At 71.1% G+C, this 14,240-nt stretch carries 16 protein-coding genes; 5 read left to right on the plus strand and 11 right to left on the minus strand.

Annotated elements, in window-relative coordinates:
• Nucleotides 1-2 precede the first annotated feature (2 nt).
• Together R8Z57_RS15425 and R8Z57_RS15430 are read right to left on the minus strand one after the other, a co-directional pair.
• On the minus strand, nucleotides 3-905 hold the full coding sequence (locus tag R8Z57_RS15425; protein ID WP_318354671.1) for an EamA family transporter: 903 nt from the start codon (nucleotides 903-905) through the stop codon (nucleotides 3-5).
• Nucleotides 902-2,170: a serine hydrolase domain-containing protein gene (locus R8Z57_RS15430; RefSeq protein WP_318354755.1), complete on the minus strand. Its 1,269-nt coding sequence runs from the start codon at nucleotides 2,168-2,170 to the stop codon at nucleotides 902-904. Before R8Z57_RS15430 ends, R8Z57_RS15425 begins: the two co-directional genes overlap by 4 nt.
• Nucleotides 2,171-2,250: 80 nt before the next feature.
• On the opposite strand from R8Z57_RS15430, the gene R8Z57_RS15435 reads away from it, so the two are divergent.
• Complete coding sequence (locus R8Z57_RS15435; RefSeq protein ID WP_318354672.1) at nucleotides 2,251-2,601, plus strand: DUF2470 domain-containing protein; 351 nt, start codon at nucleotides 2,251-2,253, stop codon at nucleotides 2,599-2,601.
• 45 nt (nucleotides 2,602-2,646) lie between these two features.
• Nucleotides 2,647-3,303, plus strand: a complete 657-nt coding sequence (locus tag R8Z57_RS15440) for a biliverdin-producing heme oxygenase (RefSeq protein ID WP_318354673.1) — start codon at nucleotides 2,647-2,649, stop codon at nucleotides 3,301-3,303.
• A gap of 145 nt (nucleotides 3,304-3,448) precedes the next feature.
• Here the strand turns inward: R8Z57_RS15440 and R8Z57_RS15445 are convergent, their stop codons facing one another.
• Together R8Z57_RS15445 and R8Z57_RS15450 are read right to left on the minus strand one after the other, a co-directional pair.
• On the minus strand, nucleotides 3,449-4,813 hold the full coding sequence (locus R8Z57_RS15445; RefSeq protein ID WP_318354674.1) for a DEAD/DEAH box helicase: 1,365 nt from the start codon (nucleotides 4,811-4,813) through the stop codon (nucleotides 3,449-3,451).
• Nucleotides 4,814-4,822: 9 nt separating this feature from the next.
• Complete coding sequence (locus R8Z57_RS15450) at nucleotides 4,823-5,305, minus strand: MerR family transcriptional regulator (protein WP_318354675.1); 483 nt, start codon at nucleotides 5,303-5,305, stop codon at nucleotides 4,823-4,825.
• 55 nt (nucleotides 5,306-5,360) lie between these two features.
• Here R8Z57_RS15450 and R8Z57_RS15455 point away from each other — a divergent pair, with 55 nt between their 5' ends.
• Together R8Z57_RS15455 and R8Z57_RS15460 are read left to right on the plus strand one after the other, a co-directional pair.
• Nucleotides 5,361-6,194 carry an NAD(P)/FAD-dependent oxidoreductase gene (locus R8Z57_RS15455; RefSeq protein WP_318354676.1) on the plus strand — a complete coding sequence of 278 codons (834 nt, stop codon included), beginning with the start codon at nucleotides 5,361-5,363 and terminating at the stop codon, nucleotides 6,192-6,194.
• 64 nt (nucleotides 6,195-6,258) lie between these two features.
• Entirely contained in the window at nucleotides 6,259-7,419 is a 1,161-nt protein-coding gene (locus tag R8Z57_RS15460) for a hypothetical protein (RefSeq protein WP_318354677.1), read from the plus strand.
• Nucleotides 7,420-7,573: 154 nt separating this feature from the next.
• Here the strand turns inward: R8Z57_RS15460 and R8Z57_RS15465 are convergent, their stop codons facing one another.
• From R8Z57_RS15465 to R8Z57_RS15475, 3 genes are all read right to left on the minus strand, one after another.
• Nucleotides 7,574-9,598: a cytochrome c oxidase assembly protein gene (locus tag R8Z57_RS15465; RefSeq protein ID WP_318354678.1), complete on the minus strand. Its 2,025-nt coding sequence runs from the start codon at nucleotides 9,596-9,598 to the stop codon at nucleotides 7,574-7,576.
• A 151-nt stretch (nucleotides 9,599-9,749) separates the two neighbouring features.
• On the minus strand, nucleotides 9,750-10,037 hold the full coding sequence (locus tag R8Z57_RS15470) for an HU family DNA-binding protein (protein WP_045301792.1): 288 nt from the start codon (nucleotides 10,035-10,037) through the stop codon (nucleotides 9,750-9,752).
• Between the two features lie 211 nt (nucleotides 10,038-10,248).
• On the minus strand, nucleotides 10,249-10,842 hold the full coding sequence (locus R8Z57_RS15475; protein WP_318354679.1) for a TetR/AcrR family transcriptional regulator: 594 nt from the start codon (nucleotides 10,840-10,842) through the stop codon (nucleotides 10,249-10,251).
• Nucleotides 10,843-11,051: 209 nt separating this feature from the next.
• Here R8Z57_RS15475 and R8Z57_RS15480 point away from each other — a divergent pair, with 209 nt between their 5' ends.
• Nucleotides 11,052-11,888 carry an alpha/beta hydrolase gene (locus R8Z57_RS15480; RefSeq protein ID WP_318354680.1) on the plus strand — a complete coding sequence of 279 codons (837 nt, stop codon included), beginning with the start codon at nucleotides 11,052-11,054 and terminating at the stop codon, nucleotides 11,886-11,888.
• A gap of 281 nt (nucleotides 11,889-12,169) precedes the next feature.
• Here R8Z57_RS15480 and R8Z57_RS15485 read toward each other — a convergent pair whose 3' ends face one another.
• The 4 genes from R8Z57_RS15485 to rpmB form a co-directional block, all read right to left on the minus strand.
• The gene (locus R8Z57_RS15485; RefSeq protein ID WP_318354681.1) at nucleotides 12,170-13,273 is read right to left on the minus strand and encodes an alpha/beta hydrolase; all 1,104 of its coding nucleotides are present in this window, start codon (nucleotides 13,271-13,273) and stop codon (nucleotides 12,170-12,172) included.
• Nucleotides 13,274-13,405: 132 nt separating this feature from the next.
• Nucleotides 13,406-13,711, minus strand: coding sequence for a 30S ribosomal protein S14 (gene rpsN / locus R8Z57_RS15490; protein WP_018173549.1), 306 nt, complete (start codon nucleotides 13,709-13,711; stop codon nucleotides 13,406-13,408).
• A gap of 3 nt (nucleotides 13,712-13,714) precedes the next feature.
• Complete coding sequence (gene rpmG, locus R8Z57_RS15495; RefSeq protein WP_018173550.1) at nucleotides 13,715-13,885, minus strand: 50S ribosomal protein L33; 171 nt, start codon at nucleotides 13,883-13,885, stop codon at nucleotides 13,715-13,717.
• A complete protein-coding gene (rpmB, locus tag R8Z57_RS15500; RefSeq protein ID WP_013584774.1) occupies nucleotides 13,885-14,121 on the minus strand; it encodes a 50S ribosomal protein L28 in 237 nt (78 codons plus the stop codon). The genes rpmG and rpmB overlap by 1 nt, the downstream gene beginning before the upstream one ends.
• Nucleotides 14,122-14,240 lie beyond the last annotated feature (119 nt).

Raw genomic sequence — 14,240 nt, forward strand, 5'->3', positions numbered from 1 at the left:
GGTCAGGCGAGGGGCTCGGCGGCCTCACGGGCGGCACGGGCGGAGGAGCGGATGGCGCCGATGCTGGCCGCGATGACGAGTGCGATGCCGAGCATCTCGAGCCAGGCCAGGTGCTGTCCGAGGAACAGGAACCCGGCGAGCGCCGCGGTGGCCGGCGCGAGGCTCATCATGATCGCGAAGACGGCGGCCGGCAGGCGGCGCAGCGCGATGAGCTCGAACGCGTAGGGGATCGTCGACGACAGCACCGCCACCGCCGCGCCCAGCGCGACGAGCTCGATCCGCAGGAGGGCGGCTCCGGCATCCGCGATCCCGAAGGGCAGGGCGATGATCGCGCCGACCGTCATCGCGAGCGCGAGTCCGTCGAGCTTCGGAAAGGCCCGGCCCACGCGCGCCGAGGCGAGGATGTAGAACGCCCAGCTGGCGGCCGCTCCGAGGGCGAAGAGCACGCCGAGCGGGTCGAGGCGGTCCCATCCGCCGCCACCCAGCGCGACCACCCCGGCGAACGCCAGCACCGCCCAGAGCCACGCCGAGGCGCGACGGGCCGCGACGATCGACAGCACGAGCGGCCCGAGCACCTCGATGGTGACGGTGACGCCGAGGGGCAGCCGTTCGAGGGCGAGGTAGAACAGCCCGTTCATCACCGCGAGCACCAGGCCGAACTGCGCGACGGCCGTCCAGTCCGCCCGTCCATGGCCGCGCAGGCGCGGACGGGCGATGAGCAGCAGCACGATCGCCGAGAACACCAGCCGCAGCATCACCATGCCGAGCGGGCCGACCTGCGGGAACAGCAGCACGGCGATCGCGGCGCCGACCTCCTGGCACGCGAGTCCGGCGATCACCAGCAGGACGGCGGGCGTGGTCCCCGAGCCGGCGCGCGCGGCGCCGGGCCCCGCGGGTCCGGTCACTCCGAGGCCGGGGGCGTGCAGACCGCCGCACCCGCGATGGCCTCGTGGTACTGCTCGGCCGTCCACGGCAGGCCCGCTTCCGGGACGGACTCGCCTGCGGCGGCCGGTGCCTTGGAGGCGATGGCGGCGAGCTCCCACGCGAGGTACTCCCCGACGAGCGGGTCTGCGGCGGAGTTGTTGAGCACGACCGCGACCGTCAGCCCGCTGCCCGGGTCGGCGAAGGCGGCCGAGATGTAGCCGGGCACCTTGCCGTACTGGCCGATGAGCGAGCCCGCCATGATGGCGCCCCCGCCGGCGGCGAACCACGACGGGGCGTCCGGGGCGACGGGCAGGGGCGACGCGAAGCGGTCGTCGTCGCTCACGAGGGCGCCCGAGGCGAGCGCCTGCACGTAGCGTCCGAGGTCGTCGATGTCGGTGACCACGCCCGCGTCGGTGAAGCCGGTGGTCCACGAGGCCGCCGTCAGGTCCACGGGCTGCGCGCAGTCCAGCGCGCCCTCGGCGTTGGGGAGCGACTGCCCGCCCTGCAGTGCGCCCTCGGCCGGCATGTCGCCGAGCGCTGTCGCCTCCAGGCCCAGCGGGTCGGCGACGTGCGTCTGCAGCAGCTGGGCTGCCGTCGCGCCGGTGGCCCGCTCGAGCGCGAGCCCGAGCAGCACGTAGCCGGCATCGGAGTCGCGGTACGCCGCACCCGGCTCGGCCGTGCGCGGCTGGCCGAGACCGAAGCTCGCGATGTAGCGGGGGTCCCACTGCCGCGACGGGTTCGAGATCCAGGAGTTGTAGAGCGCGCCCGTGTACGAGCCGATGCCAGACGTGCCGTCGCACAGCTCGCCGAGACTGACCGCCTCGAGGTCCGGCACACCCGAGACGTACTCCGTGATGCTGTCGTCGAGGTCGACCTGGCCGTCCGCGACGAGGCTGTAGAGCACATCGCACGTCATGGCGCGCGTCATCTTGCCGCCGCGGAACCGCTGATCGACCGTGACCTCGCCTCCGCCGTCGGGCCGCTGCGTGCCGAGGCCGGTCACCCAGCTGCCGCTCCAGGGCGCCCACACGCCGACGATGGCACCGGATGACCCGGTCGTCCCCATCGCGTGGGTGACGGCATCCGTCAACTGCTGCACGACCTCGTCGGGGAACGGCGTGGTGCTCTGCGTGGGCAGATCGGGCTCGGTCTCTCCTCCGAAGGAGCACCCGGCGAGGACGAGCAGCGACGCGAGCGCACCAGCGACCACCGCGATGGCGCGGCGATGTCTGGAGCGGGTCCGCATGCTCACCCCCCGATGATCGTGCAATGCATTCAAACACACCCCGGTCGCTCCTGCCGCACGGCCGTCCGTAGGGTGTGTGCATGACCAGTTCTCTCGAGGCGGGCGGCGGGCACACGTTCGACGACGCCACGCTCGCCGGTGTGCTCGGCCACATGAACGGCGACCACGGCGACGACAACCTGCTGATCGCCCGCGCGTTCGGGCCGGAGGCGGGGATGACGGATGCCGAGGCCACCGCCGCCCGCATGACCGGGTTCGACGGGCACGGCGGGGTCTGGCAGGCGACGCGCGCCGACGGCTCGACCCAGGAGATCACCGTGCCGTGGCTCGGCGGCCCGATCAGCGAGCGGCCGGAGGTCCGGCGCGAGATCGTGGCGCTCTACGACGAGGCCTGCCGGCGGCTCGGCATCGAGCCGCGGTCGCACGCGTAGGAAATTCCTTCTTAGGGTCGCCTTATCTTCAGTTAGCATGAAGGTATGACCGACCCGATCCCCTTCTCCGCTGCCCTGCGCGAGCGCTCCAGCAGCTCGCACTCGTCGAGCGAGCAGTCCGGCTTCATGGCCGACCTGATGAAGGGCGAGGGCACCCGCGACGACTACGTCGCGCTCGTGGTGCAGCACTGGTTCATCTACGAGGCCCTCGAGCGCACCGCGAAGCAGATGCGCAATGACCCGGTCGCCTCGGTGTTCATCAGTGACAAGCTGACGCGCCTGCCCGCACTCGAGGCCGACCTCGAGTTCCTGGTCGGTTCCGACTGGCAGGAGCGCATCGAGCCGCTGCCCACGACGCGCCGCTACGTCGACCGCATCAACGAGGTCGGCGCCACGTGGGCGGGCGGCTTCGTCGCGCACCACTACACGCGCTACCTCGGCGACCTCTCGGGCGGGCAGTTCATCGGCCGCCTCATGGCCCGGCGCTTCGGGTTCGAGACGAACGGCATCGGCTTCTACGTCTTCGACGACATCGCCGACCCCAAGGCCTTCAAGGACGTCTACCGCGAGCAGCTCGACGCTGCGCCGTGGGATGCCGCGGAGCAGGAGCGCGTCATCGACGAGGTGCTGCTGGCCTACCGCTTCAACACCGAGCTCTTCGAAGACCTCGCCACCGCGAAGGCCACCGCCCAGGTCGCCTGACCCTCTCCGTCCCGGCCGGATCCGGCGCCGAATCCTCGAGAGTACAGCTGGTGGACGAGAGGTAGGGAACCACCCACCATGTCGGCGACCAGCTGTATTCTCGCCGGATCGTGGCGGGGGCGGATGCTGCGGGCCGTGGCGAGCCTCAGGACACGGGCGTCCCCCGCACGGCATCGCGCATGAACCGCTGCACGTCCGGGTCGACCTGGATGTCGCGCGGGCGCAGCGGCCGCGACAGGTACAACCCGTCGAGCGACGTCAGCCGCGACAGCGCGACGTACGTCTGGCCCGGCGCGAAGGCGCCCGAGCCGAGGTCGATGATGGCGCGGTCGTAGGTCTTGCCCTGCGACTTGTGGATCGTCACGGCCCACGCGAGCCGCAGCGGGAACTGCGTGAACTCGGCGACGATGTCGCGGGTCAGCTGCTTGGAGCCGGGGTTGTACGAGTAGCGGTACTTCTCCCACACCGCCGGCTCGACGTCGAACTCCTCGCCCTCGACGTCGACGCGCACCGTCTCCCCCGCGATGCGCGTCACCGTGCCGATCGTGCCGTTCACCCAGCGCGGCGGCTCGCCGAACGAGGCGGTGTCGTTGCGCAGGAACATCACCTGGGCCCCGACCTTCAGCTTGAGCTCGAGGTCGGCCGGGTAGGCGGCATCCCCCCGTCCGAAATCGCCGTTGACCTCCGCCATCGCCGTCTGCTCACGGCCGATGAGCTCGTCGAGGTGGCGCCGGTTGATGTTGTTGACGATGTCGTTGCGCGTGGCGAGCGTGATGATGGGGTGCTCGCCGTCGGCGGGATGCGGGGGCGTGCGTGCGCCGGTGTCGTTGAGCACCTGCGCGATGTCGGCGGTCACGCGGCCGTAGCGCACCGCGTTGAGCATCGCCTTGAACGCCGGGTCGGACTGGCGATGGATGTCGACCAGCTCGCGGATGTTCAGCTCGGCGCCGTACGAGCCGACGTCGAGGATGCCGTCGCGCGCCGCCTCGCCCACCCACACCTTGGCGTCGAAGAACCAGAACGAGCGGTAGTGGTCGCGCACGTAGCGCAGCTCGTCGCCACGCGGCGGCACCGGCGCCAGCTGGTACGGATCGCCGAACATCACGATCTGCGTGCCGCCGAACGGCTCGGCCCGCCGCCCCCGCGCCTGCCGCAGGGCGCGGTCGATGGCGTCCATGAGGTCGGCGTTGACCATCGAGATCTCGTCGATCACGAGCGTGTCGATGGCGTTGAGCAGCTTGCGGGTCGCGTCGGACTGCTGCTCGTCGTGCGCCCCGATGATGCCGAGCGGCAGCTTGAAGAGCGAGTGGATCGTCTGGCCCTCGACGTTCAGCGCCGCGACGCCCGTCGGCGCGCACACCGCGATCTGCTTGCTCGTGTTCCACGCCAGATGCTGCAGCAGGGTCGACTTGCCGGTGCCGGCGCGCCCGGTGACGAACACGTGCTCGCGGGTGTCTTCGATGAGCCGGAAGAGCGCCTCCTGCTCGGACGACAGAGGCGGGGTGTTCACCGGTTCATGCTAACGAGCGGATGCCGCGTCCTGCCGCCGCGCGCCGCGATCGGTGGAGTCCGGCTCGCTCTCCACAGGGGTCTCGGCCTCGCGCCACCGGCCCGTGCCGGCGACGACCTCGTCCATGATCGCGCGGAACCGGGGGCACGTCGTGATGTCGTGCGACCGGCAGCGCAGCGCGTGCTCGGTCATGCGGCGCGATCGCTCCATGTCGGCCATGCGCCGGTCCAGCTCGGCGAGGTGCTCCTCCAGCACGCGGTGACGCTCGGGCGCCTGCTCGTCCAGCAGCACCCCGATCTGCTCGAGGCTCATGCCGGCGCTCTTGCTGCGCACGATCACGCCGATGCGCACGAGGTCGTCGTCGCCGTACCGGCGTCGCTCGCCGCCGTCGCGGTCCGGATGCAGCAGGCCGACGTCCTCCCAGTGGCGCAGCACGTGGGTGGGCAGCGAGAACCGGGCCGCGGCATCCCCGATCGACAGAGTTGACTTCATGTCGACATGAAGTCACAGGATCGTTCCCGACGCAACCCGACGAGAGGAACACACCATGTACGACGTGATCGTGATCGGCGGCGGCCCCGCCGGACTGCAGGCCGCCCTCACCATCGGCCGCATGCACCGCTCGGTGCTGCTGCTCGACTCCGGCGAGTACCGCAACGCCACCGTGGAGCACGCCCATAACCTGCTGACCAACGACGGCCGGAGCCCCGCGGAGCTTCGCCGCATCGCCCGCGAAGAGCTCGCGCCGTACCCCACCGTCGAGGTGCGCGACGCCGCCGTCGCCGCCGTGGCGGGAGCGCTCGGGAGCTTCGAGATCACGACCGATGCGGGCATCGAGCGGTCAGCCCGTCTCGTGCTGGCCACCGGCATGCGCGACGCGCTGCCCGACGTCCCCGGGCTGGCCGAGCAGTGGGGGCGCCGCGTCGCGCAGTGCCCGTTCTGCCACGGGCACGAGTTCGCCGGCGAGCGCATCGGCATCCTCATCGACGGCGAGCATGCCGCGATGATCGAGCGGATGCTGCGGCCCGTGGTCGCGTCCGCGTTCGTGGCCCGTCCGGCCGACGTGGCTGCGGTGGTGGAGGTCGAAGGCGGCCTCGAGCTCCGGCTCGCGGCCGGCGGCACGGAGCGGGTCGCCGGCGTCTTCACGGCCGCGACCTCGACGCAGCGGGCGCCCTTCGCCGCGCAGCTGGGCTGCGGCATCCTCCCGAGCGGCGGCGTCGAGATCGACCCGCTCGGCCGGACCACCGTGCCCGGCGTCTACGCCGGCGGCGACATGGCGCACCTCGCGGCGGTGCCGGGGCCGATGGTGTCGCTTGCCGCGGCGATCGCGTCGGGGCAGCTGGCCGGAGCGAGCGCGGTCCGCGACGCGATCATGGCGTGACCTCGTGTTTCCCCCGTGGCACGTCCACAGGGGGCTCCCGGTCAGGGGTTCCTAGACTGTTCGCGTGGACCAAGGGGCGGTGGACACGGCATCCGGTCGCGCGAGCGCGCCATCGGGCCCTGGGGCGACCCCGGGCAGCGCCGCGACGGCGGCCGCCCCGCCGCGCGTGCAGCCGCCCCGCAAGACGCGTGCCCGCGGGAGCCTCGCCCTCGACCTGACGCTCCTCGGCATCGTTGGCCTGCTGCTCGCCGGCGCCGTCGTGGCGGCGTGGGGGGCCATCGAGCGGCAGTTCTACAGCCCGTCGGCGTTCGTCGAGCGCTACGTCGAGCTGCTCGCCGAGGGGCACGCGGCCGACGCCCTGGCCGTCCCCGGCGTGGCAGTGAGCTCCGCCGAGCTCGAGGCCGCGGGGCTGCCCGCGAGCGCCTCCGAGGCGCTGCTGCGCAGTGCCGCGCTCGCACCGATCGGCGACGTGCGGGTCGTGTCGGAGGAGCAGGACGGCGACGTCACCCGGGTGACCATCGAGTACGAGGCGCGCGGGTACGACGGGCGCACGACGTTCGAGGTGGAGCGCGACGGCTCGATCGGCCTGGCCCCGACGTGGCGCTTCGCGACGAGCCCGCTGGCCGTCATGAACCTCGGCGTCACCGGCTCCATGGCCTTCGACGTCAACGGATTCGAGATCGACAAGCGCCAGGTCTCGCCGGACGGAGCGGATGCCGATCCCCTCGCCCCCGTCTCGCTGCTGGTCTTCTCCCCCGGCCTGTACTCGGTGTCGGTCGACACGGCGATCTCGGCGACGCCCGGGGTCGCGGTGCTCTCCGACAGCCCGTTCCGCGCCATCCCGGTGAACCTGCAGGCGCAGCCGACCGAAGAGTTCCTCAGCGTCGTGCAGGAGAAGGTCGAGGAGTTCCTCACCACCTGCACGACCCAGCAGGTGCTCCAGCCGACGGCCTGCCCGTTCGGGTTCTTCGTGCAGGACCGCATCGACTCGCTGCCGACGTGGTCGATCGTGCAACAGCCCACGGTCGCCGTCGAGCCGGACGGCGCGGGCTGGTCGATCCTCCCCGGAGAGGCCGTCGCCCACATCGAGGTCGACATCCGCTCGCTCTTCGACGGCCGCGTCCGCGCGGTGAGCGAAGACGTGCCCTTCATCGTCACCGGCCAGATCGACGTGCGCCCCGACGGCAAGGTGTCGATCGTGGTGACCGGCCCCGACACCACCTGAGCCGGATCCCCGGCGCCGGGCCGCGCCGCACCGCACCGGGCCGGGCCCTCGGAACAGCGGGGATCGGCCGTGTTGAGGACGGATCGGTCGCGTTCGTCCTCTGCAGCGCAGATGTCCTCGCATCCGCAGCGTCGGGCTCGCGGGCACCGGCCCGTCAGCGCCGGGCGGCCGCCTTCGCGTCCTTCTCGGCCAGCTCCGCCAGCCGGGCGTTGTAGGCCTCGAGCTCGGCGTCGCCGGTGCGGTCGGCGTGGCGGTCGCGCCGCTTGGTCTCGCGGTCGTCGCTGCGGCTCCACTGGATCGCGACCGTGATCGCGAGGATCAGCGTCGGGATCTCGCCGATCGACCACGCGATGCCGCCGCCGGTGTACTGGTCCTCGATCGGCGTGGCGCCCCACGTCCGGCCCATCGAGCCGAACCACTCGGCGATCATCAGGCCCTCCTGCATCATGATGGCGATGCCGAAGAACGCGTGCATGGCCATGATCCCGATGAGCAGCAGCAGCCGGCCGGGGTACGGCAGGCGATACGGCACGGGGTCGATGCCGATGAGCGACATCACGAACAGGTAGCCCGTGATGAGGAAGTGGGCGATCATCCACTCGTGGCCGAGGTGGTCGTACAGCGACCAGCGGAACAGGTCGGTGTAGTAGAAGACCCAGAGCGAGCCGATGAAGAGGCCGGCGGCCACGAACGGGTTGGTCAGCACGCGCGCGACCGGGGAGTGCACGGCCCACAGGATCCACTCGCGGCCACCGCGGGTGCCGTCGTCGCGCTTGCGGACGGCGCGCGCGGCGAGCGTCACGGGGGCGCCGGGAACCAGCAGGAGCGGGATCGCCATCGTCAGCAGCATGTGGCCCACCATGTGCATGCTGAAGAGGTAGTCCTGGTAGACGTTGATCACGCCGCCCGTCACCCACACCAGCAGCAGCCAGCCCAGCACCCACAGGATGGTGCGATAGACCGGCCACGCGTCACCACGGCGACGCAGGCGCCATACGCCCGCGAGGTAGAAGAAGATCGCGAACCCGGCGATGACCGCCCACAGCAGGTCGACGTTCCACGCCGTCAACCAGCGCTCGAGGGTCAGCTCGGGCGGCACCGGGGCATCCGTCAGCCGCTCGGCCGGCGTCGGCACCTCCGGGATCAGCGGCGGCACCGGCGGGGGCGTGCGCGCGAGGGCCGCGGCGGCGCCGCTCGCGATGCCCATGAGCGCCAGCTCGAACGCGATCAGGGTCCAGAACGCCTTCGTCGCCCGCGCGGAGCCGGCCGCGCGCTGCGCGGCGTCGCCCGCGACCTCGGACTCGCGCATGCGGCCGATGAGGCGCGTGCGGTACCACGCACCGAAGAGGCCGAGCGCGATGAGGGCCACCACTTTCAGCGCCAGGATCGCGCCGTACGGCGAGATGAGCGCCTCCCAGCCCTGCAGGCCGATGGCGGCGCGCACGGTGCCCGACACCGCGACCACGGCGAACGCCGCGATGGCGATGCTCGAGTAGCGCGCCACCGTCGCGGCACTGTCGTCGCGTGACTGGAGGGGCCGCACGACGACGATGAGCAGCAGACCGCCGAGCCACACCGCCGCCGCGATGATGTGCAGGATGAGCGCCGTCATGGCCTCGTGGTGGAACGCCTCTTCGCCCGAGTGGCCCTGGGTGCCCATGGGAACGAGGGATGCCGTGGCCAGCAGCGCGACGAAGAAGGTCGCGGTCCACGAGCGCACCGCGAAGGTCAGGACGGTCAGCGCCGCGCCCGCCACGGTGGTGATGAGCCACGTGCGGCCGGGCTCGGTCTCGACGATGAACCGCCCGAGCTGCGCGCCGAACTGCGGCCCGAGGTCGAGGACGGGGTTGAAGGCGTCGAGGAAGGTGAGGAATCCGGTCACCGCGGCGGCCACCGTGAAGACGGCCGCGGAGATCGAGGCGGTGTCGAGCGCGATGTCGAATTCGCGGTCACCGGCACGGAGTGCGAACAGCGCCGTGACGAGGACGCCGACCATGCCGGCCGCCGACAGGTTGACCAGGAGCTTCGCGGTCGGAAGACCCCAGCGCACGAACGGTCCCGGGTCGGCGATCGCGAGCGGTGCCGCGCCGCCGCCGAACGCCAGCGCCCACACCATGACCGCCAGCGCAGCCACGACGAGGATGACGGGCCCGACGGCCCGCAGGGCGCGCGGGTTCACCCCTCCAGCCTACGTCGCGCGCGAGCCGCCCTCCCCGCACCCGCGGTCAGCCTCGAACGGACGGACCGACCCACCGGCCGGGGCCGCACACGCAAAGAGAGAGGGGATGCCGCGGGGCGCGGCATCCCCTCTCCCGAGGTCTGCGTCGGAATTACTTGACGGCGGCCTTCAGCTTCGAGCCCGCGGTGACCTTGACGCGCTTGCCCGCGGGGATCTTGATCTCCTCGCCGGTCTGCGGGTTGCGGCCGGTGCGAGCCGAGGTCGCGACCTGCTCGAAGGCGATCCAGCCGGGGATCGAGACCTTGCTGCCGGCGGCGACCGCGTCGGAGACGGTGGAGAAGAGGGAGTCGAGCACGCCCGAGACGGCGGACTGGCTCTGGCCGGTCGCGCTCGCGATGCTCGCGACGAGCTCGGTCTTGGTGATGGTCTTGTCGGCCATTTGGTATGTCCTCCAAAGACGACGAGTGCCGTCTTGTCATTGCTCGGACCGGATGGCTTCGCCCCCCGGCTGGTCCTATCGACCGGGACCGAATGTACCCGACACGGCCGACAGAACCGCGTATTTCTGCGGATTTCTGACTTTTCAGGCGGCGTGTCGTGTGACGGATGTGACTGGTGTGACGTCTGAGGCCGGATTTCGCCCAGAGCGTTCAGGGCTTGTGCGACGCGATGAGGTCGCGCGCCGTTCGGGCGAACGCCGGTCCCACCCGGTGCTGCCCGTCGAGATACCCGCCCACGAGCGCCGCGTCGCGCAGCAGGACGAGGGATGCCGCCACCGCCGCCGGATCGTCGAGCCCGGCGCCTTCGGCCAGCTGCCGGAGCGTCTCGCGGAACCACTCGCGATGGTCGGTGATGAGATCGCGCACCGGACCCTCGTCGGGGTATTCGGCGGCGGCGTTGATGAAGGGGCATCCGCGCGTGTGGCGCTCGCGGATGTCATGCTCGATGCCGTCGACCACGAGGTCGAGCAGCACCTCCGGGTCGTCCGACGCCTGGGAGGCCTGGGCGAAGAGGGCGCGCAACCCCTGGTCCTCTCCCTCGAGGTAGGCCAGCACCAGTCCCTCCTTGCCGGCGAACTGCTTGTACATCGTCGCGCGGGTGACGCCGGCCTCCTCGATGATCCGGTCGACGCCCACCGAGTGGATGCCCTCGTTGTAGAAGAGGTCGGTCGCCGCGTCGAGCAGGCGCTGACGCGCCGGTGACGGGCGCGATGCCGCGACGGGCGCGGCTGCGGTGGTGCTCATTGATCCCCCTGCGTTCGATTCCATCGTGCCATTGCCTCCTGCCCCGCGGCCGTGGAAGCGCGGGCGCAGGCCCGGACGGCGGCTGACAAGAACTCCTCGGGAATAGTCTTGTATAGATAGAACGTTCGGTCTACCATCGATCACATCAGCCGGACCCCCGGACCTGACGAAGACCGAACCACCGCAACACCACACCCAAGGAGCAGGAAATGAACACCACGACCAAGACCCCCATCGTCCTCGTCCACGGCCTCTGGATGACCCCGAAGAGCTGGGACACCTGGGCCGAGCGCTTCCGCGCCGCCGGCCACCAGGTGATCGTCCCCGGCTGGCCCGGCATCGACGACCGCACCGTCGAAGACATCCGCCGCAACCCCGAGGCGCTGAAGGGCATCGGCCTGAAGCAGATCGCCGACAACTACGAGCGCATCATCCGCGAGCTGCCGCAGAAGCCGATCATCATCGGGCACTCCTTCGGCGGTGTCCTCACCCAGATGCTGGCCGACCGCAGCCTCGGCGTCGCCTACGTCGGCGTCGCGCCCGGCCAGACGGCCGGTGTCACGGCCCTTCCGCTCTCGACGCTGTGGACGGGCACCCCGATCCTGTCGAACCCGTTCGGCATCAACGGCGCCAAGCCGCTCAGCAAGCGCCACTTCCACTTCACGTTCGGCAACGACCTCCCCCGCGACGAGTCCGACAAGCTGTGGGAGGAGTACGCGGTCAACTCGTACAACCGGGTGTTCTTCGAGGGCGTCTCCTCGGTGCTCAACGAGAAGCGCGGCGTCACGCACGTCGACTACGGCCGCGCCGACCGGGCTCCCTTCCTCGTCATCACCGGCGAGATCGACCATGTGGCGCCGCCGGCCATCGGCAAGGCCATCGTGAAGAAGTACCGCTCGTCGGGCAGCCCGGCCGTCGTCGAGTACAAGGAGTACGCGGGCCGCACCCACCGCCTGGTCAGCCAGGACGGCTGGGAGGAGATCGCCGACTACGCGCTGGAGTGGGCGACCACACACCAATTCCGCGAGACGGAGGTTGTGAAGTAGACGGATGATCTCGACACACGGCGGCGGACTTCACCCGTCGGCTCACTCGATCCGGATGCCGCCACCCGGCCCGGCTCGGAACCACTCCACCGTCGAGCTCCCAGCCCCGGCTGGGGGTTCGGCGGTCGAGTGGTGTCGGCCGGTGTCCCGCGGTGGACGCACGGGCCCGCGGTCTTCGGATCCCGGGCCCTTCGTCACCCCCGGCCCCGCCCCCTCGGCCCTGGTCGTTCATGGGGGGAGGGCGCAGGGCGCCAGGGACGCAGCGGCGCAGGCGCTCGAGCTCAGGCGTGGAGGCGGCGCAGCGCGGCGACCACGTCGTCGTGCCAGCGCCGGGCGGCAGGGAGCACCCCGGTGAAGATCGGGGTGTCGTGCGTCACGCCCTGATAGCGCACGACGCTGGCATCGACGCCGGCGCGGCGGAGCGCCGCGCCATAGGCGTCGCCGTCCCCGCGGAGCGGGTCGTACTCGGCGGTGAGGATCACCGCCGGCGGCAGCCCGCGGTGCGACGCCGCGCGCAGCGGCGAGGCATAGCTCTCGCGGGCGTCCTGCGGACGGGCGAGATAGGTGCGGGCGACCGAGCGCAGCTCACGCACGGTGAGGAACCGCGGGATGCGCAGGGCCCGCATCGCCCCGAGGTCCATGTGGTCGCCCGTCAGGTCGACGACGGGAACCTCGAGCACCTGCAACGCGAGGGGGCGATCGCCGCGGTCGCGGTTCATGATCGTCAGGGCGGCCGCGAGGTTGCCGCCCGCCGAGATGCCCAGCACCCCGATCCGGCTCGGGTCGACCCCGACGTCGCCCGCCGACTCGAAGAGCCACTCGAGCGCGGCATGGGCCTGCTCCACCTGCACCGGATAGCGGTGCTCGGGCGCGAGGGCGTAGTCCACGGCGGCGATCGCCACGTGCGCATCGACGCAGCGGCGGCGGTAGGCGGCATCCGTCGTCGGGTAGTCGATGCCCCCGATGCGGAAGGCGCCCCCGTAGAACGCGAGCACGGCGGGCACCGGCGCGTGCCCGGCGACGGACGGGTGATAGATGCGCACGCGGACGGCGGGATGCCCGGGCACGGGAACCTGGTGCTCGGTGATCCGCACCTCGGGCCCTGATGTGCCGACGGTGCTGAGCTCGGTGCGGTCCCACGCCAGCGCCGCGCGGCGGTGCCGGGCCCGCGCCCGCGCGTGCGGCCCGAGCGCCGAGGTCTTCTCACGGGCCTTCGACTGCGCCTTGGCCTGCGCAGGAGCCGCGGGCGCGGCGGCCGGGAGGGGACTCGGGCGGCCGAACGGCCACAGTGCGGTGAGCCTGGAACGCACGGCACCCACAGCCTGGTCGAACATGTACTTCCGGTGCACGCGCAGGCGCTCTTCGAAGAACGGATCGAGCCTCATCCTTCGCTCCCCCTCGGTCACATCATGCCGAGTGTAGAGCCGCGCGCTCCGGCGCCCGACCGCCTTGACAGCGGGCACGCGGAAGGCCCGGAGCTTCGAGAGCTCCGGGCCTTCCGGTGATGCTGTGCTGGCTTACCAGCTCGACTTGGTCACGCCGGGCAGCTCGCCACGGTGCGCCATGTCACGGAAGCGGACACGCGAGATGCCGAACTTCGTGAGGACACCGCGGGGGCGGCCGTCGATGACGTCGCGCGAGCGCAGGCGGACCGGCGACGCGTTGCGGGGCAGCTTCTGCAGGCCCACGCGCGCGGCCTCGCGCTCCTCGTCGGTCGACGTCGGCGACACGAGCGCCTTCTTCAGCTCGAGGCGCTTCGCGGCGTAGCGGTCGACGACCTCCTGGCGCTGCTTGTTGCGTGCGATCTTGCTCTTCTTAGCCATGGATCAACGCTCCTCGCGGAAATCGACGTGCTTGCGGATGACCGGGTCGTACTTCTTCAGCACGATGCGGTCGGGGTTGTTGCGGCGGTTCTTGCGCGTCACGTAGGTGTACCCCGTGCCCGCGGTCGAACGCAGCTTGATGATCGGACGGACGTCCTGAGCCTTCTTGGCCATTAGAGCTTCACACCCTTCGCCTGGAGGTCACGCACGACCGCCTCGATGCCGCGGGCGTCGATGACCTTGATGCCCTTGGCCGAAACGTTCAGCTTGATGTTGCGACCCAGCGACGGAACGAAGTAGGTCTTCTTCTGCACGTTCGGGTCGAAGCGGCGCTTCGTCCGGCGGTGCGAGTGCGAGATGTTGTGACCGAAGCCGGGAACAGCTCCGGTCACCTGGCACACTGCTGCCATAGTGATGTCTCCTTAGTACCGTGAGGCCGGACGGCCCCACCCAAGATCCCTTGTCTGCATTTCGACGCACGCCGTCACCGCCCGGAAGTTCCGGTCGTTGAACGAGCGAAGCGAGATGA

Source organism: Microbacterium sp. M3 (assembly GCF_033548675.1).
GTDB lineage: Bacteria > Actinomycetota > Actinomycetes > Actinomycetales > Microbacteriaceae > Microbacterium > Microbacterium arthrosphaerae.